Annotated in this window: 11 protein-coding genes and 1 pseudogene; 2 read left to right on the forward strand and 10 right to left on the reverse strand. The window is 63.3% G+C overall.

Annotation, left to right across the window (positions count from 1 at the left end; all coding sequences use genetic code 11):
- Positions 1–169: 169 nt before the first annotated feature.
- The 8 genes from BKP54_RS13050 to BKP54_RS13085 all read right to left on the reverse strand — a co-directional run bounded on the left by BKP54_RS13050 (position 170) and on the right by BKP54_RS13085 (position 10,222).
- The gene (locus BKP54_RS13050) at positions 170–1,507 is read right to left on the reverse strand and encodes a HAMP domain-containing sensor histidine kinase (RefSeq protein WP_084814500.1); all 1,338 of its coding nucleotides are present in this window, start codon (positions 1,505–1,507) and stop codon (positions 170–172) included.
- Entirely contained in the window at positions 1,504–2,178 is a 675-nt protein-coding gene (locus tag BKP54_RS13055) for a response regulator transcription factor (protein ID WP_084814501.1), read from the reverse strand. Before BKP54_RS13055 ends, BKP54_RS13050 begins: the two co-directional genes overlap by 4 nt.
- 449 nt (positions 2,179–2,627) lie before the next feature.
- On the reverse strand, positions 2,628–4,367 hold the full coding sequence (locus BKP54_RS13060; protein ID WP_084814502.1) for a M14 family metallopeptidase: 1,740 nt from the start codon (positions 4,365–4,367) through the stop codon (positions 2,628–2,630).
- Positions 4,364–5,218: an ABC transporter permease gene (locus tag BKP54_RS13065; RefSeq protein ID WP_057219179.1), complete on the reverse strand. Its 855-nt coding sequence runs from the start codon at positions 5,216–5,218 to the stop codon at positions 4,364–4,366. The genes BKP54_RS13060 and BKP54_RS13065 overlap by 4 nt, the downstream gene beginning before the upstream one ends.
- 4 nt (positions 5,219–5,222) lie before the next feature.
- Positions 5,223–6,146 carry an ABC transporter permease gene (locus BKP54_RS13070; RefSeq protein WP_025429288.1) on the reverse strand — a complete coding sequence of 308 codons (924 nt, stop codon included), beginning with the start codon at positions 6,144–6,146 and terminating at the stop codon, positions 5,223–5,225.
- A 61-nt stretch (positions 6,147–6,207) separates the two neighbouring features.
- Positions 6,208–7,740, reverse strand: coding sequence for an ABC transporter substrate-binding protein (locus BKP54_RS13075; protein WP_057209860.1), 1,533 nt, complete (start codon positions 7,738–7,740; stop codon positions 6,208–6,210).
- A 51-nt stretch (positions 7,741–7,791) separates the two neighbouring features.
- A complete protein-coding gene (locus BKP54_RS13080; protein WP_025429286.1) occupies positions 7,792–9,624 on the reverse strand; it encodes an ABC transporter ATP-binding protein in 1,833 nt (610 codons plus the stop codon).
- Between the two features lie 13 nt (positions 9,625–9,637).
- Complete coding sequence (locus BKP54_RS13085) at positions 9,638–10,222, reverse strand: winged helix DNA-binding protein (protein WP_025429285.1); 585 nt, start codon at positions 10,220–10,222, stop codon at positions 9,638–9,640.
- Between the two features lie 121 nt (positions 10,223–10,343).
- Here BKP54_RS13085 and BKP54_RS13090 point away from each other — a divergent pair.
- Positions 10,344–13,963, forward strand: a pseudogene (locus BKP54_RS13090) (hydantoinase B/oxoprolinase family protein).
- A gap of 283 nt (positions 13,964–14,246) precedes the next feature.
- A complete protein-coding gene (locus tag BKP54_RS13095; RefSeq protein WP_057222835.1) occupies positions 14,247–16,148 on the forward strand; it encodes a methyl-accepting chemotaxis protein in 1,902 nt (633 codons plus the stop codon).
- 71 nt (positions 16,149–16,219) lie between these two features.
- Here the strand turns inward: BKP54_RS13095 and BKP54_RS13100 are convergent, their stop codons facing one another.
- Both BKP54_RS13100 and BKP54_RS13105 read right to left on the reverse strand, forming a co-directional pair.
- Positions 16,220–17,764, reverse strand: a complete 1,545-nt coding sequence (locus BKP54_RS13100) for an aldehyde dehydrogenase family protein (protein ID WP_084814503.1) — start codon at positions 17,762–17,764, stop codon at positions 16,220–16,222.
- A gap of 18 nt (positions 17,765–17,782) precedes the next feature.
- Entirely contained in the window at positions 17,783–18,667 is an 885-nt protein-coding gene (locus BKP54_RS13105; RefSeq protein WP_025429282.1) for an NAD(P)-dependent oxidoreductase, read from the reverse strand.
- Positions 18,668–18,849 lie beyond the last annotated feature (182 nt).

The raw sequence follows: 18,849 nt of genomic DNA on the forward strand, positions 1-18,849 counted from the left end.
TCGCGGCGCATTTATCTTCTCTCTTCGCTTCGCGCCGGCTGGCACGATTATCGACGCTGGAAGATGTGCGCATTTGTGCGCCGCACGGATTGCATCAACATTGCAAATATCGACTAAATCGCTGATTTTGTTATTAATAACCTGTTAGACTCTATGGCCCCAAAGTCTCTCACGCGACCGGCAGGGTCATGCGGAAACAGGCGCCACCGGTCGGCGCACAGACCACCGATATGTGGCCCTTGTGACGGTTGACGATCTCGCTGACGAGATGCAGCCCAAGGCCAGCACCGTGGTCACGCGGTTGCAACCGGTGAAACGGCTCGAAAATCCGCTCCCGTTCGCTTTCGGGAATGCCGGGCCCCTCGTCGCTGACCTCGATGATACCACCACGCTCGACGTGAATGGAGATCAGGCCGCCAGCATGCTCGATTGCGTTGCGGACCAGATTGGTGACGGCACGCTCCAGCGCGCCAGCGTCTCCCCGCGCGCTAACCTGAGCGGGCCCATGGGTAAAAGAGATGTCGCAATCGGCCGACAGTGCGAGAGGGGCGAGGTCGGCGGCGACGTCGCGGCAGAGCGAAACCAGGTCGAGGGGTGCGAAATGCGCGCCGTCGCGGTCGATGCGCTCGAGGTCGAGCAGCTGTTCGGCAAGGCCGGCAATACGGGCGGCATCAACAAGAAGACGGGCGCGCAACGGCCCGATGTCCATGCCCTCCAGCCGGGTCTGCAGGATCGCGACCGGGGTCCTCAACTCGTGGGCTGCATCCAATATGAAGCGCTGGCGGCGCTCGTAACCTTCGTCCAAGCGCTGCAGCGCACCGTTGACGGCTTCGACCAGCGGGCGCACCTCGCCCGGCACGCGGCCATCGGGCAGACGGGCGCCCCGGCGGTCGACGTCGATGCTTTTGGCGTGGTCGGCGACCTCGGCGAGGCTGGAAAAGGCACGGCGCACAATGATCGGAATGGGGAAGGCGGGAATGAGCACGAGGATGAGCACGATCGGCAGCAGCAGCAGGTTCGTCAGGAAAAACACCGCGAACGAGGCGCTCCACAGGCGTCCGCCGCCGGTCAGAACCGTGTAAGTGCCGTTCTCGGTCTCGATCGCGCGAACGATCGCCGAGAGCAGGTAGGGTTCCAGTCCGTCGCGGATGTCGGCGAAGGCGACGCGGTCGAGATGCTCGCCGATGCCGCGATAGGCATCGGGGACCGGCCCGCTTTGGATCGTGTCGCCGCGCTCGTTGCGCACGACGAACCAGAAGCCCGGCGTTTCGGCGAGCAGGGCCTGAAGCTGCGGCGTGTTTTTCAGCCTCAGTTTCTGGTCGGGGGTCACCTCGACGGCACTGGCGGCAATCGACGCCGAACTGGCATCAAGGATCATGCCGCCGAGATCGGCCCGGATCAAAAGCGCCATGAAGCCTGCAATGACGGCAACGAGCAGCAGCACCTGAAATGTGAGGATGTGCCAGATGAGCCGCTTCTTCAGCGAGTGGTTGGGGTTGTCGCTCATGACATCGGTCTCAGCAGGTAGCCGACCCCACGAATGCCGTGGATCTCCACGCCGGAGCCGGACTCCAGCAATTTCCTGCGCAGTCTCGAAACATGGGCGTCGAGCGAGTTGGACTGGATTTCGTCGTCGTACCCGTAGACGGATTCCTCCAGCGTCGAGCGTTGCACGGTGCGCCCCTGCCGTCGCGCCAGCGCTTCGAGCACAAGCAGTTCCCGGCGGGGAAGCTCGAGCACGCGGCCGTCGATCCGCGCTTCCAGAGCGCCGAAATCGAAGACAAGATTGCCGATGCGCGCGGTCATCGGTGCGATATCGGGTGCCCGCCGCATCAATGCGCGAAGCCGTGCCAGCAGTTCCTCGACCGCGAAGGGTTTGGCGAGATAATCGTCGGCCCCCATGTCCAGCCCCTTGATCCGCTCGTCGACGGCGCCACGCGCCGTCAGCACGATCACCGGGATGCCCGACTTCAGCGCGCGAACACGGGGAATGAGCGTCAACCCGTCTCCGTCAGGCAATTGCCGGTCGAGAATGATCGCGTCATGGACCTGATTGGCCATCGCGGCGATGGCGTGATCGAGCGACGGCGCATGGTCGAGGATCATGTCGTAGCGGCCAAGGGCAACGCCGAGCGCGGCAGCCATCTCAGGCTCGTCCTCAACAAGGAGTAGGCGCATGTCTCGATTCTCCAACGTGTCTGTGCGGTAGGCGCACATTTGCTTGAGGACCATTGCCGCAAAGTTGCGGTTGGTTCGCGCTCTGACTGCATCATTTACAGGCTGGCGCGCAATGCGGCCGCAACGCTGCGGCGGCAGCCTTTACGGTATCCGGCGGCTCCAAGCGATATGAGAGGCAGGTATATGCGCGTCTTGGCGAAAGGGCGTTCGTGCAGGGATTATCACGGAGGCGATCGTCATCGGCGCATCGAGGAAGCAGAGAATGCGCGAGAGCCTGCCGTATGGCCGCACCGAACAGCACGCGCGCTGCGCAGTTCGCTACCGCACGTATGAACCGCGCAGTAGCTCATTCACCGGGCATGGCGGCGGCGATACGCATGCCGGTGAAACGGGCAGATGTGACGGCCCCGAAAGCCCATCACATCCTTGAAAGATTTGCCGGGCGAAGCCTAGGCGACTGCCATCATCGACTGGAACGCCTCGTAGGCGGCCAGAACCGTCTCCCGTTGCGCGTCATGGCCGGAAACGAAGGCGTCGCCATAGATGGTTTCGTCGGGAAATTCCGTGATCAGCGTCAGCGGCGCCTTATGGCGATCGTCGACGGAGATCATGCAGGGGAAGCCGTTGATGATGCGGAAGCCGGTCTCGCCCGCATGGGTTTCGTAAAGCGCGATCTGCTGATCATTGTAGGCGAGAAGACCGGGCACAGTGGCGAGTCGAGCCGTCACCGCTTCGATCAGCTGTTCGGCACGCGCTTCCCAATCGGCGTGGTGGCGCATGATCAGGAAGAAGCCCTTCGGCAGCGTCCACATGGCAAAGCCGCGCGGCACATAGCCGGACAGCGGCCGTGTCCATTCGTGCGAGGGGTAGCCGTGCAGGTTGATATGAAGCTCGGCGCCCGACAGGGCTTCGGCGTCGTTGCGGATCGCCCGCTCGTTGAGGGCAGTGCCGGCGCGATATTCAAGATCGTCGCCAAGCGCAGTGTAGCGGGCGGCGTGATGCATGTGCAGCGGGTTATCGGCACGCAACCGCTGGTGAACGGCATAACCGTCGGGGTTTTCGAGCGGAGATATCGTGAAGTGCGTGCTGGGGAGAGTGGCCAGCGTCTGAGCCGCGCGCAATGCGCCGACGATGCCGGTGGTCTCGTTGGGGTGCTGGCCGCCGCTGATCATCACGGCAGCATCGGTGCCTTTGTGATAGCGCGCCTTGACCGGGCGACCGGCCCGCGAATGTGCTTCAAAGGGCTGGCCTTCGATCTTTTCCAGTTCGGCATGGATCTGCGCAACCGCGAGCGGTGCCTGAGCCGTGTCGAGAGGTTGGATTTCGCCGTCGGCGTCCGTCGTCGCGAGCGGTCGGGTTTCGACGCGAACCGTGGGTTTGCCATCGGCAAAGACGATTTCGGGGACGATCTGGCCGGGTTTCAGGCCACGGTCGCCCAACGGACGGCCCGACTTCTTCTGGAAGACTTCGAGCAGCGAGAAATAGAAGTCCTCATGCATCGCTTCGCGCAGGCTGACGACCTCTTCGCCGACCGGCAGCTGCAGATCGTTGATCGGCAACGTCGCACGGATGTTGAGTTCGTCGAAATAGGGTTCGCTGTCGCCCCAGCCGTGCTCGGCGATTGCACGCATGGCGCCTGCAAACAGCCGCTCATAGTCAGTTTCGAGGTGGCATTCCCTCCGCTTGCTGCTGCTGTCGTCGAGACGGACCCAGCCGGTCGGAGACAGGAGTGTTTCGCCGATGAAATCGGTGTGCTGGCGGTTGGGCGCAAACACCGTATGGGCTTCCGTGCATCCGTCGGCAAAGGTCAGCGCGACGTCGTAGGTTAGTGCCGTATCGCTGCCGCCGACAAAGACGATCTCGGCGTCGCCGACGAGCGCTGCCAGCGGATAGGCTTCGAGCAGGAAGCGGTTCGCCGGGCAGTTTTCGGGCTGCGGATAGCGGATATCGACGCGCTTCAGTGCCTTGCGGTCGACCTCCTCGAGAAAGAAGTGCAAGAGCGGCTTGTAGGCGCTCCTGAGCTTTGCCTCGACGCCGAAGGCACCAAGCTTCTGCTCGGCCGCCCTGCGGCTTTCGCGATCATCGAAGAGCCATGCCTCCAGCCGGGTGCCGCGAGCAACCTCCTTGCCATAGGTTGCGAGCATGGTGTCGAGCGTGCGCTCGAACGTCCCTTCGAAAATTGTGGTCATCGTGAAGTTCTGCCTGTTGGGTCGAGACTGTCGCGCAGCCAGTCGCCGAGAAGGTTGAGGCCAAGGACGGTAAGAAGGATTGCAAGGCCTGGGAAGACGCTGACCCACCAGGCGTTCTGCAGGTAGGTGCGGCCGTCGGCGAGCATGCCGCCCCAGCTCGGGATCAGCGGGTCGACGCCGAGGCCGAGGAAGGTCAGGCTGCTCTCGAGCAGGATGTTGTTGGCAACGTTGAGCGTCATCAACACGATGACCGGGCCGATCAGGTTCGGCAGCAGATGCTGGAACAGGATCTTCACATCGCGAACGCCGATGGCGCGGGCCGACTGGATGAACTCCCGTTCGCGCAGCGACAGCACCGAGCCGCGCACGAGACGGGCATATTGCACCCATTGCGAGATGATCAGTAGCACGATCGTGTTGGTCAGCCCGCCGCCGACGATGGCGATGAAGGTGATGGCGAGCAGGATGAAGGGCAGCGCCAGCTGCACGTCGGCAAATCGCATGACGACCATGTCCCAGAAGCCGCGATAGTAGCCGGAGACGAGGCCCATCACCACGCCGATTACGACGGCACCGGCTACCGAGGTGAAGCCGACGAGCAGGGAAATCTTGCCGCCGGCAACGACGCGAGCAAGCACGTCACGGCCGAGCGGGTCGGTGCCGAGCGGATGTGCCCAGTTGACGAAGGGCGGCGTCAGCCGCGCCATCAGATCGATTTTGTCGGCGCCGCCCGGAAAGAGCACACCTGACAAGAGAACAGCGAGGCACATGCCGCCGGCAAGCAGCGCGCCGAGGATGAATTCGAGGTTGCGGAAACGGGCGAAACGGGTGTTTGCGGCCTTGGTGGTCATCGGCTCACTCCGTCCGGATGCGCGGGTCGACGAGGCCATAGGCGATGTCGACGATGAGGTTGACGCCGACGATCATCAGCGAGAGCACGGTGATGACGGCCTGCAGCACGGGATAGTCGCGGGCGCCGACGGCGTCGAAGGCAAGGGTGCCCATGCCTGGCCAGTTGAACACCCGCTCCACGACGACGATGCCGCCGAGAAGACCGCCGAACTGGAGGCCGAAATAGGTGATGAGCGGGATGGCACAGTTACGCAGCGCATGCTTGTAGAGCACCTTGCTTTCGCTGAGGCCCTTGGCGCGGGCCACCATGATGTATTGCGACTGCAGGGTTTCGAGCATCGCCGTGCGCACCAGGCGGACATTGGTTGCCGTCAGGATGATGCCCATGGTGACAGCCGGCATGATGAAGCTCGCAAACCCGTCCATGCCGCTCGGCGGCAGCCATTTGAGCGTGATCGAAAACAACAGCACCAGCATGATCGCCAGCCAGAAGTTCGGGAAGGACAGGCCAACGAGCGAGAGGATGCGGATCGCCTGATCAGCCCATTTGCCGCGGGCGACAGCCGCCTTGATGCCGAGCGGGATCGAAATGATGATCGAAACGATGAGTGACGCGAAGGCCAGCATCATCGTTGCCGGCAGGGCGGCGGCAATCAGCTGCGAGACCGGGGTGCCGCCCATGAACGAGCGGCCGAAATCCAATGTGAACAGGCCTTTGATGAAGGCAAAATACTGCGTCATGAAGGGTTGGTTGAGGCCGAGCGCCTCGCGGATGCGCGAGAGGTCTTCCTCGGTGACGCTACCCGCACCTTGGGCGAGCATCAGTGCCGGGTCGCCCGTCAGGCGGATGGCAAAGGAGACGATGAGCGTTACGACGAAAACAACGAACACCGCCTGCAGAACACGTTTGATCAAAAATCCGGCCAACTTACCCGCCCTTCATGAAGACGACCCGCCGCTCGCTGTTGGGAAGCGGCGGATCTGATTGTTACTCGACCGTGACGTCCGTCAGCCGCAGGCGGCTGTCGGGAACAGGCGTGAAGTTCTTGACGCGCTTGCTCACGCCGAAGATGGCGTTGAGGTTGTAGAGCGGCATTTCCAGCGCACGGTCGGCGGCGTAGTTGGCGATCTGCTTGAGGATTTCCTCGCGCTTGGGCTGATCGGTGATCGAGCGCTGGGATTCGAGCAGCTTGTCGAGTTCGGCGTCGCTGTCGTACGGGTTCCACTTTTCACCCGAGTGGTACATCGAGTAGGCCGTGTTGTCGTAATCGAGCGTCCAGCCGCCCCAGGCCTGCTGGAACATCGCGCCCGTCTTGCCGGCCGGGATGATGTCGTTCAACAGAACGTTGGTTTCGTAAGGCTTGATCGTCGCGTTGATGCCGACGAGCTGCAGGTAGCTGGCGACGGCCTGAACAACTTCGTTGAAGGTTGCGTCGTTGCCGCGCACGTCGATCTGGACGGAAGCACCCGGCGCGACGCCCGCTTCCTTCAACAGCGCCTTCGCCTGCTCCGGATCGTATGGCAACGGCTTCATGCTTGGGTCGAAGCCGAACGACAGTTCGCCCTGGAAGCTGGCGATCGGAGCGGCCTGGCCGCCGAGGATCGACTGGATGATGGTGTCGCGGTCGACGCCGAGGATCAGCGCCTTGCGGACCTTCGGATCCTTGGTGATGCCGTCGCGGGTGTTGAAACGCAGCGCATAGACGGTCGGGCCGGGGGTCGAGACGAGTTCGAGCTTGTCGTCACCCTCGATCGTCGGGATCATGCCGATCGGGATGGTCGGCGGGATGACGAGATCGACGCGGCCGGCCTGCAATTCGGCAACGGCGGTTGCCGGCTCGGCGATGAAGCGGAAGTCGAGGTTGGAAAGCTTCGGTGCGCCGCCCCAATGATCGGCGAAGGCTTCGAGCTTGATCGCCACCTTCGGCTCATAGGAGACGAATTTGAATGGGCCGGTACCGACAGGATGGGTGTTGAAATAGTCCTCACCCTTTTCCTGGATGTATTTCGGCGGCACGATCATCGCGCCGTAGCCGGCGAGCTTGGTCAGTAGAACAGGATCCGGTGACTTCAGGTGGAGATCGACGGTCTTCTCGTCGACGATCTCGACACGCTCGATGACCGCATAGTTGGATTTCTGTGGCCCCTTGGAGCCTTCTTCGCCGAGCAGGCGATCGAAGGTGTATTTCACGGCTTCGGCGTTGAAAGGCTCGCCATTGTGGAACTTGACGCCTTCGCGCAGCGTGAAGCGCAGGCGCTTGCCGCCGTCGAGCTCTTCCCAGGCGGTTGCAAGGCCTGGAACCAGCTTGCGGTCAGGGCCGCGATAGGTCAGGCCGTCGAAAATGTTGGTGGAGACAGATGCCCAGTTGACGAGGAAGGTGTCGACCGGATCCCAGCTGCCCGGATCCTGTGGCGACGAAACCGTCAATGTGCCGGCGGCAAAGGCCGGCGCGGCCGTCAGAAAGCTGCCAGTCAGCGCAAGCGCGATGAAGGCGGCGTGGATCCCCTTTTTGTTGATCATTTTTTACTCACTCCTGTTTCGACTGCCTTCCCCTGAAAAGAGAAAGCGGCTTTACGCGTCCAGGGCCACGAAATGGCCCGGCGCGATCTCCTTGCGCGGAAGCACCGCGGGTTCTTCTCCGACACGCCGGATCGGGCTCGGGATCTCGCCTTCGATCATCCCCCGGTCGCGCCCCTTGCCGGGATCGGCGACCGGAACGGCCGATAGCAGCCGGCGGGTATAGGGATGGGTCGGGGTTTCGAACACCTGGCGGCGGCTACCGAATTCCATCACCTGGCCGAGATAGAGCACGGCGACGCGGTGGCTCATGCGCTCGACCACGGCCATGTCATGGCTGATGAAAAGATAGGCGAGGCCTTCCTGTTCCTGCAGCTCCATGAACAGATTGATGATCTGGGCCTGGATCGACACGTCGAGCGCCGATAGCGCCTCGTCGGCGATGATGAGCTTGGGCCGGGATGCGAGCGCCCGGGCGATACAGACGCGCTGGCGTTGACCGCCGGAGAACTCATGCGGGTAACGCTCGGCATGGGCGGAGGTCAGCCCCACCCGCTCGAGCAGTTCGTGAACGCGCTTTTCGATTTCCTTGTTGCCAAGGATCAGCCCATGGGTGCGGATCGGTTCGGCAATCGAGAAACCGACGGTCTTGCGCGGGTCGAGTGAGGCGAAGGGATCCTGGAAGATGTACTGGATTTCCTGTTTCAGCCGCTGGCGCTCGGCAAAGCTCATGGCGGAGACCGGGCGTCCGCCGAAGAGGATTTCACCTGAGGTGGCGCTCTGGAGCTGCTGGATTGTACGGCCGATCGTCGACTTGCCGGAACCGGATTCGCCGACAAGTGCCAGGGTCTCGCCCGGGAAAATGTCGAAGCTGACATTTTCAATTGCGTGAACGCGGTGCGTGGCCCTGCCGAAAAGGTTCTTCTTGACGTCAAAGCGTGTAACGAGATCGCGCACGGAGAGGATCGGTGCTGCGTCGTAGCGGGCGGTGCGCTGGATATGCTCTTCGCCGACAAGCTTCGGCGCGCCGTCGATCATCATCGTCAGCGGCATGCGCTTGGGGAAGTCTTCGCCGGTCATGCTGCCGAGCTTCGGCACGGCGGAAAGAAGCGTCTGGGTATAGGGATGTTGTGGATTGGCGAAGATCTCGGCGACCGGACCTTCCTCGACCTTGCGGCCCTTCCACATGACGACGACATCGTCGGCCATTTCGGCGACGACGCCCATGTCATGGGTGATGAAGATCACCGCCATGCCGAGCTCCTTCTGGAGGTCGCGGATGATGGTGAGGATCTGGGCCTGGATGGTCACGTCGAGCGCCGTCGTCGGCTCGTCGGCGATCAAAAGCTTCGGGCGACAGGCAAGCGCCATGGCGATCATGACGCGTTGGCGCATGCCGCCGGAGAGTTGGTGCGGATAACGGCCGACGAGCTCGGCGGAATCGGGCAGCCGCACCATGTCGAGCAGCCGGCATGTCTCGGTGAGAGCTTCGGCTTTCGTCATCTTCTCGTGCAGCATCAGCACTTCGGCGATCTGGTCACCGATCGTGAACACCGGATTGAGCGACGTCATCGGCTCTTGGAAGATCATGGCGATCTCCTTGCCGCGAATGCTGCGCATCGCTTTCTGCGGTTCGGCCGTCAGGTTCACCGCGCCGTTCTTGCCCTGGAACAGGATGCGACCGGAGGGGAACCGACCTCCCATCATGTCGGCAAGCCGCATGATCGAAAGCGAGGTCACCGATTTGCCGGAGCCCGATTCGCCGACGATTGCCAGCGTCCGTCCCGCGGTGACCGAAAAGCTCAGGTCTTCGACGACGGCATTGCCATTGAAGGCGACGGACAGGTTTTCTACGGCCAGCAGCGGGGGTGTCGTATCAGCGGTCACGCGATCTTCCTTGTCACAATGTGGTCGCGGCACGCGCGGACTGTTCATAGGCCCCCGACATGAAGCGCAGCACAGCGGCGATTTCCGAGAGTGTCTCCTCGGAAGGGCGGGCATTGGCCGTCGAGGTCACGAGCAGGCGCTCGCGGATTTGCGCATAACGGGTGCAGGCTTCCGCGCCCTTGTCGGTGATCTGGATGGTCTTTTCCTTGCCCGCCTTGCCTGTGGTGACAAGGCCGGCCGCCTCGAGCTTGCGGATGGCATAGGTCGCCACATGCGTGTCTTCGATGTCGAGCACGAGGCAGATATCGGCGAGCTTCTTGCCGCGGTCGCGGTGGCGGATCGTATGCAGGATGAGAATTTCTGTGGAGGAAAGGCCGGGCACACCGGCGGCAGCCATGCAGCGCACCATCCAGCGATGAAACGCGTGAGAAGCGAGAATCAGACCGTACTCGACTTCCGAGAGCCCTGGGGACCCGCCTTCGGCCAGATGTGCGGAGGAGACGATCGGTCCGATCGCGGACACGGGCTTCATGTGGTCGGGCAAAGCGTCTTGCGCCCATTCCCTCCCTTCAAAGCTCTCCTCAGACTTCTTCGTCATTCAGCACTTCCTCATCTTGACGATTTTATGTCATCATTTTATCGACATTTTGTCAACGAACTGCTTTGATGAATTTCGGAGCCGACCCGAGCTGGCGGCAGACGAGTGAGAGGGATGGACGATGAGCGCACGCGAAACCGGCAGCTGGGACTTCTGGATCGACCGTGGCGGCACCTTCACCGACGTGATCGGCAGGGACCCGCAAGGCGTTCTGCATGCGCGCAAGGTGCTGTCGGAGAATCCGGAAGCCTATCGTGATGCCGCCGTGCACGGCATCCGCCTGCATCTTGGCCTGCCGACCGGCACGCCGATCCCGACCGGGCTCATCAGCGAAGTGCGTATGGGCACGACGGTCGCGACCAATGCGCTGCTTGAGCGCAAGGGCGAACCGCTCGCACTGGTGACGACGCGCGGTTTCCGTGACGCGCTCAGGATCGGTTACCAGGAGCGCAAGAACATCTTCGCCACCGAAATCATCAAGCCGGAAGCGCTCTACAAGGATATTGTGGAGCTCGGCGAACGGGTGCTGGCCGACGGCACGGTCGAGCAGGCACTGGATGAGGCCGAGGCGCGCCAGGCGCTGACGGCGCTTCGCGACCAGGGTTACAACACCGTCGCGATCGTCTTCATGCACGCCTATAAATATCCGGAGCACGAGGCGCTGGTCGCCCGGCTTGCCCGCGAAATGGGCTTCGAGCAGGTGTCGGTCAGCCACGAAGTCTCGCCGCTGATCAAATATGTCGGTCGCGGCGATACCACCGTCATCGACGCCTATCTCTCGCCGGTGCTGCGCCGCTATGTGGCGCAGGTGTCGAGCGAACTCGACGTCGAGCGCTCCGGCGCGCGGGTCATGTTCATGATGTCGTCGGGTGGCCTGACGGCCGCCGACATGTTCCAGGGCAAGGATGCGATCCTCTCTGGTCCGGCTGGCGGTGTCGTCGGGTTGGCGAAAACCGGTGAAGCGGCCGGTTTCGACCGCGTCATAGGCTTCGACATGGGCGGCACCTCTACCGACGTTGCCCATTTCGACGGCGAATACGAGCGCGCCTTCGAAACCGAAGTCGCCGGCGTGCGCGTGCGCGCGCCGATGATGCTGATCCACACGGTTGCCGCCGCGGCGGCTCGATCCTGCATTTCGACGGCGAGCGCTTCCGCGTCGGACCGGATTCCGCCGGCGCCAATCCGGGCCCTGCCTGCTATCGCAACGGCGGGCCGCTTGCGGTCACAGACGCCAATGTGATGCTTGGCAAGCTGATGCCGGAATTCTTCCCGGCGCTGTTCGGGCCGGAGCAGAACGAGCGTCTCGATGTCGAGACGGTGCGTGAGCGTTTCGCCGCGATGGCAGCCGAAATCGGCGATGGCCGGGCGCCTGAGGATGTTGCCGACGGTTTCATCCGCATTGCGGTCGCCAACATGGTCGAGGCGATCAAGAAGATCTCGGTCCAGCGCGGCTATGACGTGACGCGTTACGCGCTCAGCTGCTTCGGCGGCGCCGGTGGCCAGCATGCCTGCCTTGTCGCCGATCAGCTGGGGATGAAGAGCATTCTGGTGCATCCTATGTCCGGCCTGCTGTCGGCCTATGGCATGGGGCTCGCCGATATCCGCGCCACCCGTCAGAAGGCGCTCGGCGTTGCGCTCGACGACAAGGCGCCTTCGGCGCTTGCCGAGCTTGGGTCCGACCTGCAGGTCGAATGCCTCGGCGAACTCGAAGCACAGGGCATCGGCCGCAACGAGATCCGCACCCATCTTCGCGCCCATATCCGCTATGCCGGCACCGACACGGTCCTGGCTGTCGATGCGACCTTCCCCGGGCATGACGATATCGCCCGCCTACGCGCCGAATTCGAGACCTTGCACAAGCGCCGCTTCGGCTTCGTCGCCGACAACAAGGCGCTGGTGATCGACGCTGTCGAGGTCGAAACCGTCGGCGGCGGCGCTGCCCAGATGGAAGGTGAAGGCCTGGCGACGACGGCAGGTGCGCCCGCGCTTAGCCGCAGCACCCGCTTCTATTCCCAGGGCCAGTTCCACGATGCGCCGGTGGCGCTTCGCTCCGAGATCAAGCCGGGCCAACGCCTTGACGGTCCGGCGATCATCATCGAGCCGAACCAGACCGTTATCGTCGAGGACGGCTGGCAGGGGGAACTGACTGCCAAGGACCATATCGTGCTTCGCCGCGTCAAGGCGCTGCCGGCGCGCAGCGCGATCGGCACCAAGGCCGATCCGGTCATGCTCGAGATTTTCAACAATCTCTTCATGTCGATCGCCGAGCAGATGGGCGTGACTCTGCAGAACACCGCCTACTCCGTGAACATCAAGGAGCGTCTCGATTTCTCCTGCGCGGTCTTCGACAACAGGGGCAATCTCGTTGCCAATGCGCCGCACATGCCGGTGCATCTGGGCTCGATGGATGCCTCGGTCGCAACTGCGATCCGCGAGAACCCGGTCATTCACCCCGGCGACGTCTTCCTGATCAATGCGCCCTACAACGGTGGCACACATCTGCCCGACCTGACCGTCTGCACGCCCGTGTTCGACGACCAGGGCAGGGAGATCCGATTCTGGGTCGCAAGCCGCGGCCATCATGCCGATATCGGCGGAATTTCGCCCGGCTCAATGTCGCCGCTGGCGACCAACATCGAGGAAGAAGGCGTCTATATCGACAACTTCAAGCTCATCGATGCCGGCCGCTTCTGCGAGGCCGAACTTGAGGCGTTGCTCAATGGCGCGCGCTATCCGGTTCGCAACATCGTGCAGAACGTCAACGACCTGAAGGCGCAGGTTGCCGCCAACGAAAAGGGCGTGGCGGAACTCAAGAAGATGATCGCGCAGTTCGGCGAGGATGTCGTTGAGGCCTATATGGGCCACGTCCAGGACAATGCCGCCGAAAGCGTGCGCCGCGTGCTGGACCAACTGCCTAACGGCGAATTCTCCTACGAGATGGATCAGGGCTGCAAGATCGTGGTGAAGATCACCGTCGATCGTGACAAGCGCGAGGCCACCGTCGACTTCACCGGCACGTCGGAACAGCGTTCGGACAATTTCAATGCGCCCGCTCCGGTCACTCGGGCGGCGGTGCTTTATGTCTTCCGCGTTCTCGTCGAGGCCGATATCCCGATGAACGCCGGTTGCCTCAGGCCGATCCACATCGTCATCCCGGAAGGCACGATGCTGACCCCGCGTTATCCCGCAGCGGTCGTTGCCGGCAATGTCGAAGTCAGCCAGGCTGTCACCAACTGCCTCTTCGGTGCCGTCGAAAGCCAGGCAGGCGCTCAAGGCACGATGAACAATCTGACCTTCGGCAACGCGCACTACCAGTATTACGAGACGATCTGCTCGGGCGCGTCGGCGGGGCCGGGTTACAATGGCGCCGATGCGGTCCACACCCATATGACCAATTCGCGTCTGACCGATCCGGAAATTCTTGAGACCCGCTTCCCGGTGGTGCTGGAGGACTTCCACATCCGCCGCGGCTCCGGCGGCAAGGGTAAGTGGTCGGCCGGCGACGGCACGAAACGCACCATTCGTGCCCGGGAAAAGCTCGACTTCGCGATCCTTTCCGGTCACCGCCGTGTTGCACCCTTCGGCATCAAGGGCGGTGAGCCCGGCAATCTCGGCCAGAACCTCGTCCGTCGCAACGACGGGCGAACCGAAGAGCTGTCGGGCTGCGCCCATACGGTTCTGGAAGCCGGCGAGGCCTTTACCGTCGTCACGCCCACGGGCGGCGGCTACGGCAAGAAATGATCTCCCAAGACTGCTGCGGCGGTCTGCGGGCGGGCGAGAAATCGCCCGCCCGCTTTGCGTTTGAAAGGCCGTTCGGATGGGCGCCGCCTTGGCCGGGCCGATCCTGATGTTGCTGTTTTAACGCTAATTTAAATTCGCAATTACTAAGTATCTCTCGGTCGGTGCGCTTGAGATCTCCGCCTCCTCCCTCGGAGCGCGCGCAACATTCCGGGTCTCCTCCCACCGGTTTGGCCGACCATGTCCTGCAAACCAGCGCGATCGCGACATCACAGGAGTCACGGCAGTGGCGTTCAAGAATTTATCGATATTGACCAAGGTCGGCCTCGTGGTCGTGGTCATGGGCATTTCGTCAACCCTGATCGCCCTTGCCGGTGCGCGCGGGCTCTCTTCACTCGGCACGACGATCGTCGAAGTCGGCGCCCGCGAAGAAGCCGCGCGCGAGGCGATGGACCTCAGGGTCGATATCATCGCCATCAGCCGCATGACCTATCAATTGGCCGCTACGCCCGGTAAGGCTTCGGAGTTCGGTGCGGAAACGGAAACGCGCGCCGCTGAAATGCTCGCTCGCGTCACCAAGATCGAGGCGGTCGCCGACGATGCCGAGGACAAGCTTCTCAACGACATCCGCACGACGCTGAACAGCTATTTCGACGAGATCCGCGCAATGATTGCCGTCGCCGGATCGAATGGCGCCGACGCCGCTGCCGTCAAGGCCGCGCTCGACAAGGCGCTCGACGCCCAGAAGACCGTGACGTCCGCCGTCAAGGCCTACAGCACCTATTCCGGCGATGCTCTTGCCGCTGCTCGCGCCGAGGCGCTCGAATCTTCCTCCGTCGCGATGACGATCCTCTTGGCTGCAGCCGGCGCCTGTATCGTCTTCGGCGTGGCCGTCAGCCTGCTCGTCGCGCGCCGCGGCATCGTGCTTCCGGTGCAAACGCTGACGTCGATCATGAGCGAACTTGCCGACGGCAAGCTTGATGGCGATGGCGCCGACCCTTCACGCCGCGACGAGATCGGCGAGATGGGCCGCGCCGTCGAAGTCTTCCGCAAGAACGCCATCAGCATGCGCGACATGAAGGCCCAGGAGGCGGCGCTGCATGCACGCAGCAGCGATCTCCAGTCCAACATCAGCATCGTGGTTGCCGCGGCCGTTGCCGGCGATTTCACCGGTCGCATCACCAAGGACTACGATAACGAGGACCTCAACCGCTTTGCCGCCAGCGTCAACGAGCTGGTATCGAGCGTCGATTTGACGGTCAACGAGGTCCGCCGCGTCGTGGCAGCACTCGCAGACGCCGACCTGACGCAATCCATGCGCGGTGAATTCCACGGCGCGTTCGCCGAGCTTCAGACCAACGTCAACGCCACGATGGTGACCCTGCGCTCGACGATGCAGAACGTCCGTACTGCGGCGGGCACGATCAACGACAATTCGGTGGAGTTGAGCTCGGCGGCTAACGATTTGTCGAAGCGTACCGAGCAACAGGCGGCAGCACTCGAAGAGACAGCGGCGGCCCTCGACGAAATCACCTCGACGGTCCGGACCGCGTCTGCGCGGGCCAATGAGGCGCACGAGATGGTGCGCGCCACCAAGGACAGTGCCGGACGATCGGGTGCGATCGTGCGCAGCGCAATCGACGCCATGGGCCGCATCGAGGATTCGTCGAACCGGATCAACCAGATCATCTCGGTGATCGACGAGATCGCCTTCCAGACCAATCTACTGGCGCTCAACGCTGGCGTCGAGGCCGCCCGTGCCGGCGAGGCCGGACGCGGCTTTGCCGTCGTCGCCCAGGAAGTCCGCGAGTTGGCGCAGCGTTCGGCGAACGCCGCCAAGGAGATCAAGACGCTGATCCACAGCTCCGCAAGCGAGGTCGAAAACGGCGTGTCGCTGGTGCGCTCGACCGGCGAGGCGCTGTTGGAGATCGAGACCCTGGTCAACAATGTCAGCGGCCACGTCAATACGATCGCGACCGCCGCACGCGAACAGGCAACCGCACTGCAGGAGATCAATACCTCGGTCAACCACATGGACCAGATGACCCAGCAGAATGCGGCAATGGTTGAAGAAACGACGGCTGCGAGCGGAACGCTCGCCGAAGAAAGCCGCCAGCTCCGCACGATGCTGGCGAAGTTCAAGCTGGAAGGTGTTGCAACGCGCGAAAGCTGGAGCCGCGCCGCCTGACGAAACGGCCCCGAGCAAGAGAGAAGGGTCGGCGTCGCCGGCCCTTCTGTCATTTCATTCGCTCGACTGCCTTACGCCTCCGGGGCATAGCCGAAGACGACGGCAGGATTTTCCGCGGTTTCGACCCAGACGCTCTTTGTCTGGGTGTAGGCGAGCAGCGCGTCGCGGCCGCTGGAGCGGCCGTATCCGGAGCGGCCGAAGCCGCCGAAGGGCGACATCACGCTGATCGTCTTGTAGCCATTGATCCAGAACGTGCCGGCGCGCACGCGCGCGGCCATGCGGTGGGCTCGCCCGACGTCCCGTGTCCACACAGCGCCCGCGAGACCGTAAGGGTTGTTGTTGGCAAGCGCCACCGCTTCTTCCTCGTCGTCAAAGACCGTGACGCCGACGACCGGGCCGAAGACTTCCTCGCGCGCGATGGTCATGTCGGGCTTGACGTTGTCGAGGATGGTCGGGGCAAAGAAGAAGCCGTCGGAGGACGAAAGCGCTGCGGGCTTGGCGCCGCCGGTTGCAAGCGTTGCGCCTTCGGCAACACCCTGGCGCACCATCTCGTCGATCTTTGCCCATTGGCGGGCATTGTTGATCGGGCCAATCTGGGTGGCGTCGAGATAGGGATCTCCGACCGGGATGCGTTCGGCGGCGCGGGCATAACGCTCGACGAATTGCTGATGCACCGAGCGGTGGATCAACAGACGGGAACCGGCAACGCAGCTCTGGCCGGCGCCCGAGAAGATGGCCGACTGCGCGCCGACGATCGCCCGGCCGACATCCGCATCGGCAAAGACGATGTTGCCGGACTTGCCGCCGAGTTCGAGAATGCAGGGCACGACGTTCTTCGCAGCTGCTGCCGCAATCGCAGATCCGGCCTGGGCCGAGCCGACGAAGACGACGAGCGCTGTCTGCTGATGGGCAACCATCGCGGCGCCTGCGGTCACGCCCTGGCCGGCGATGACGTTGACGAGTCCGCGCGGTGCGCCGCCCGCCTCGCAAAGTGCTCCGAGGACAAGCGTGCTGAGCGGCGTCAGCTCCGACGGTTTGATCACGACGCCGTTGCCGGCGCAGATCGCCGGTGCAATCTGCCAGCCGCCGGTAAAGAGCGGCGCGTTCCAGGGCGTGATCTGGGCAACGACGCCGACCGGTTCGTGCCTGATGTAGTTCAGGTGTGAGGTCGGGACCGGAATGACCTCGCCGTGCAGCTTGTCGCACCAGCCGGCATAATATTCGAACATCTCGGCGACCCGCAGCGCTTCGCCGCGGATATCGCGGATCGGCCGGCCAGCGGAACGGCTTTCGAGCTCGGCCAGATCAGGTGCGCGCTCACGGATCTTGCGGGCGATCTCGTTCATCACCCGGCCGCGGGCGGATGCCGTCATGGCCATCCACTCGCGCTGCGCCCGCGTCGCCGCTTCCATGGCCGCATCGATGACGTCGTTGCCGGCGTCCTTGAACGTGGCGAAAACCTCGCCGGTCGCCGGGTCGGTCAGGTTCTGCTCAGGCCCGGAGCCTGCCACCAGCACGCCGTCGACATAGCTTCCGATCTCGCTGCCGGGCAGGAAGCCATGAAACAGCGCGCGGATGCGCTCGGCCTTGGCGGCCGGCATGGTCATGTCGTTCATTGTCTTCCCCTTGTCGTCTCAGTTGTCGTTGGCCGTGGCGCGAAAGGCGCCCATGCGGGTGAAGTCGTCGGCATTGTCGAGCGGGCTTTCGGCCCAGAGCCGAGCGACTGCCGCCGAAAGCGGCAGTGCGGCGCCGGTGCGGGCGGCAAGCTCACTTGCAAGCCGCACGTCCTTGCGCATCAGGCCCATGGTGAAGCCGCTGTCGAAGCGGTCGTTCATCACCCAGGTCGGGAAATGCACTTCGCTGATCATCGATTTGCCCGAGGCGGCGTTCAGCACCTTGAGCGCCTGTTCGGGCTCTAGCCCTGCCGAAAGCGCCAGCTTCAGGCCCTCGCCCGTCGTCACCATATGGGCGGCTGCAAGCAAGTTGTTGACGAGCTTGGCGACATTGCCGGCACCGCTTGGGCCCACATGCAGGGCCTTGGCCGCCATCGCATCGATCACCATTTTCGCGCGGGTAACATCGGCGTCACTGCCGCCGATCATCATCGTCAGCATGCCGCTTGCAGCACCCGCCGGCCCGCCCGAGACGGGCGCATCGAGGAAACCGTGGCCAAGTGCGTTGAGACCGGCGGCGAGATCGCGCGAAACGTCGGGTTCCGACGTGGACGTGTCGATGATGACGACACGGTCGTCGGCAGCCTTCAGGGCGTCAAGATTGGCCTCGACGACGGCTGCGACGTCCTTGGCGGTCGGCAGCGAGAAAACGATGAAATCGGTATCGACGAAGACGTCGGCAAGCGTTTCGCAAGGCGCCACACCGCCTTCGTCCGCCAGCTTGCGTCTGCCGTCGGAAAGGTCGAAGCCCTTCACCGCAAAGCCGTTGCTGGTGAGCGTGGTCGCCATGCCGAGCCCCATGGCTCCAAGCCCGACCACGCCTATCGCTCTCTCTTTCGTCGTCATATCCGGTGTCACCCTCAGCGTTTGTTTTGGTGCTGAGAAGGTGGCACGGGGTATCCGGGGCGGGTAGACGGCGGGGCCGGTACACTGCGTTGCTGGCGCCGCAACGTCGGTGGTTCAGCGGATGCCGGCCCGAGGCATCGAGCGTTTCCGGTTTTGGCGGAGTGGCAGAAACGCCCGATCCC

It is taken from the genome of Ensifer sp. 1H6, assembly GCF_001976035.1.
Lineage (GTDB): Bacteria > Pseudomonadota > Alphaproteobacteria > Rhizobiales > Rhizobiaceae > Ensifer > Ensifer canadensis.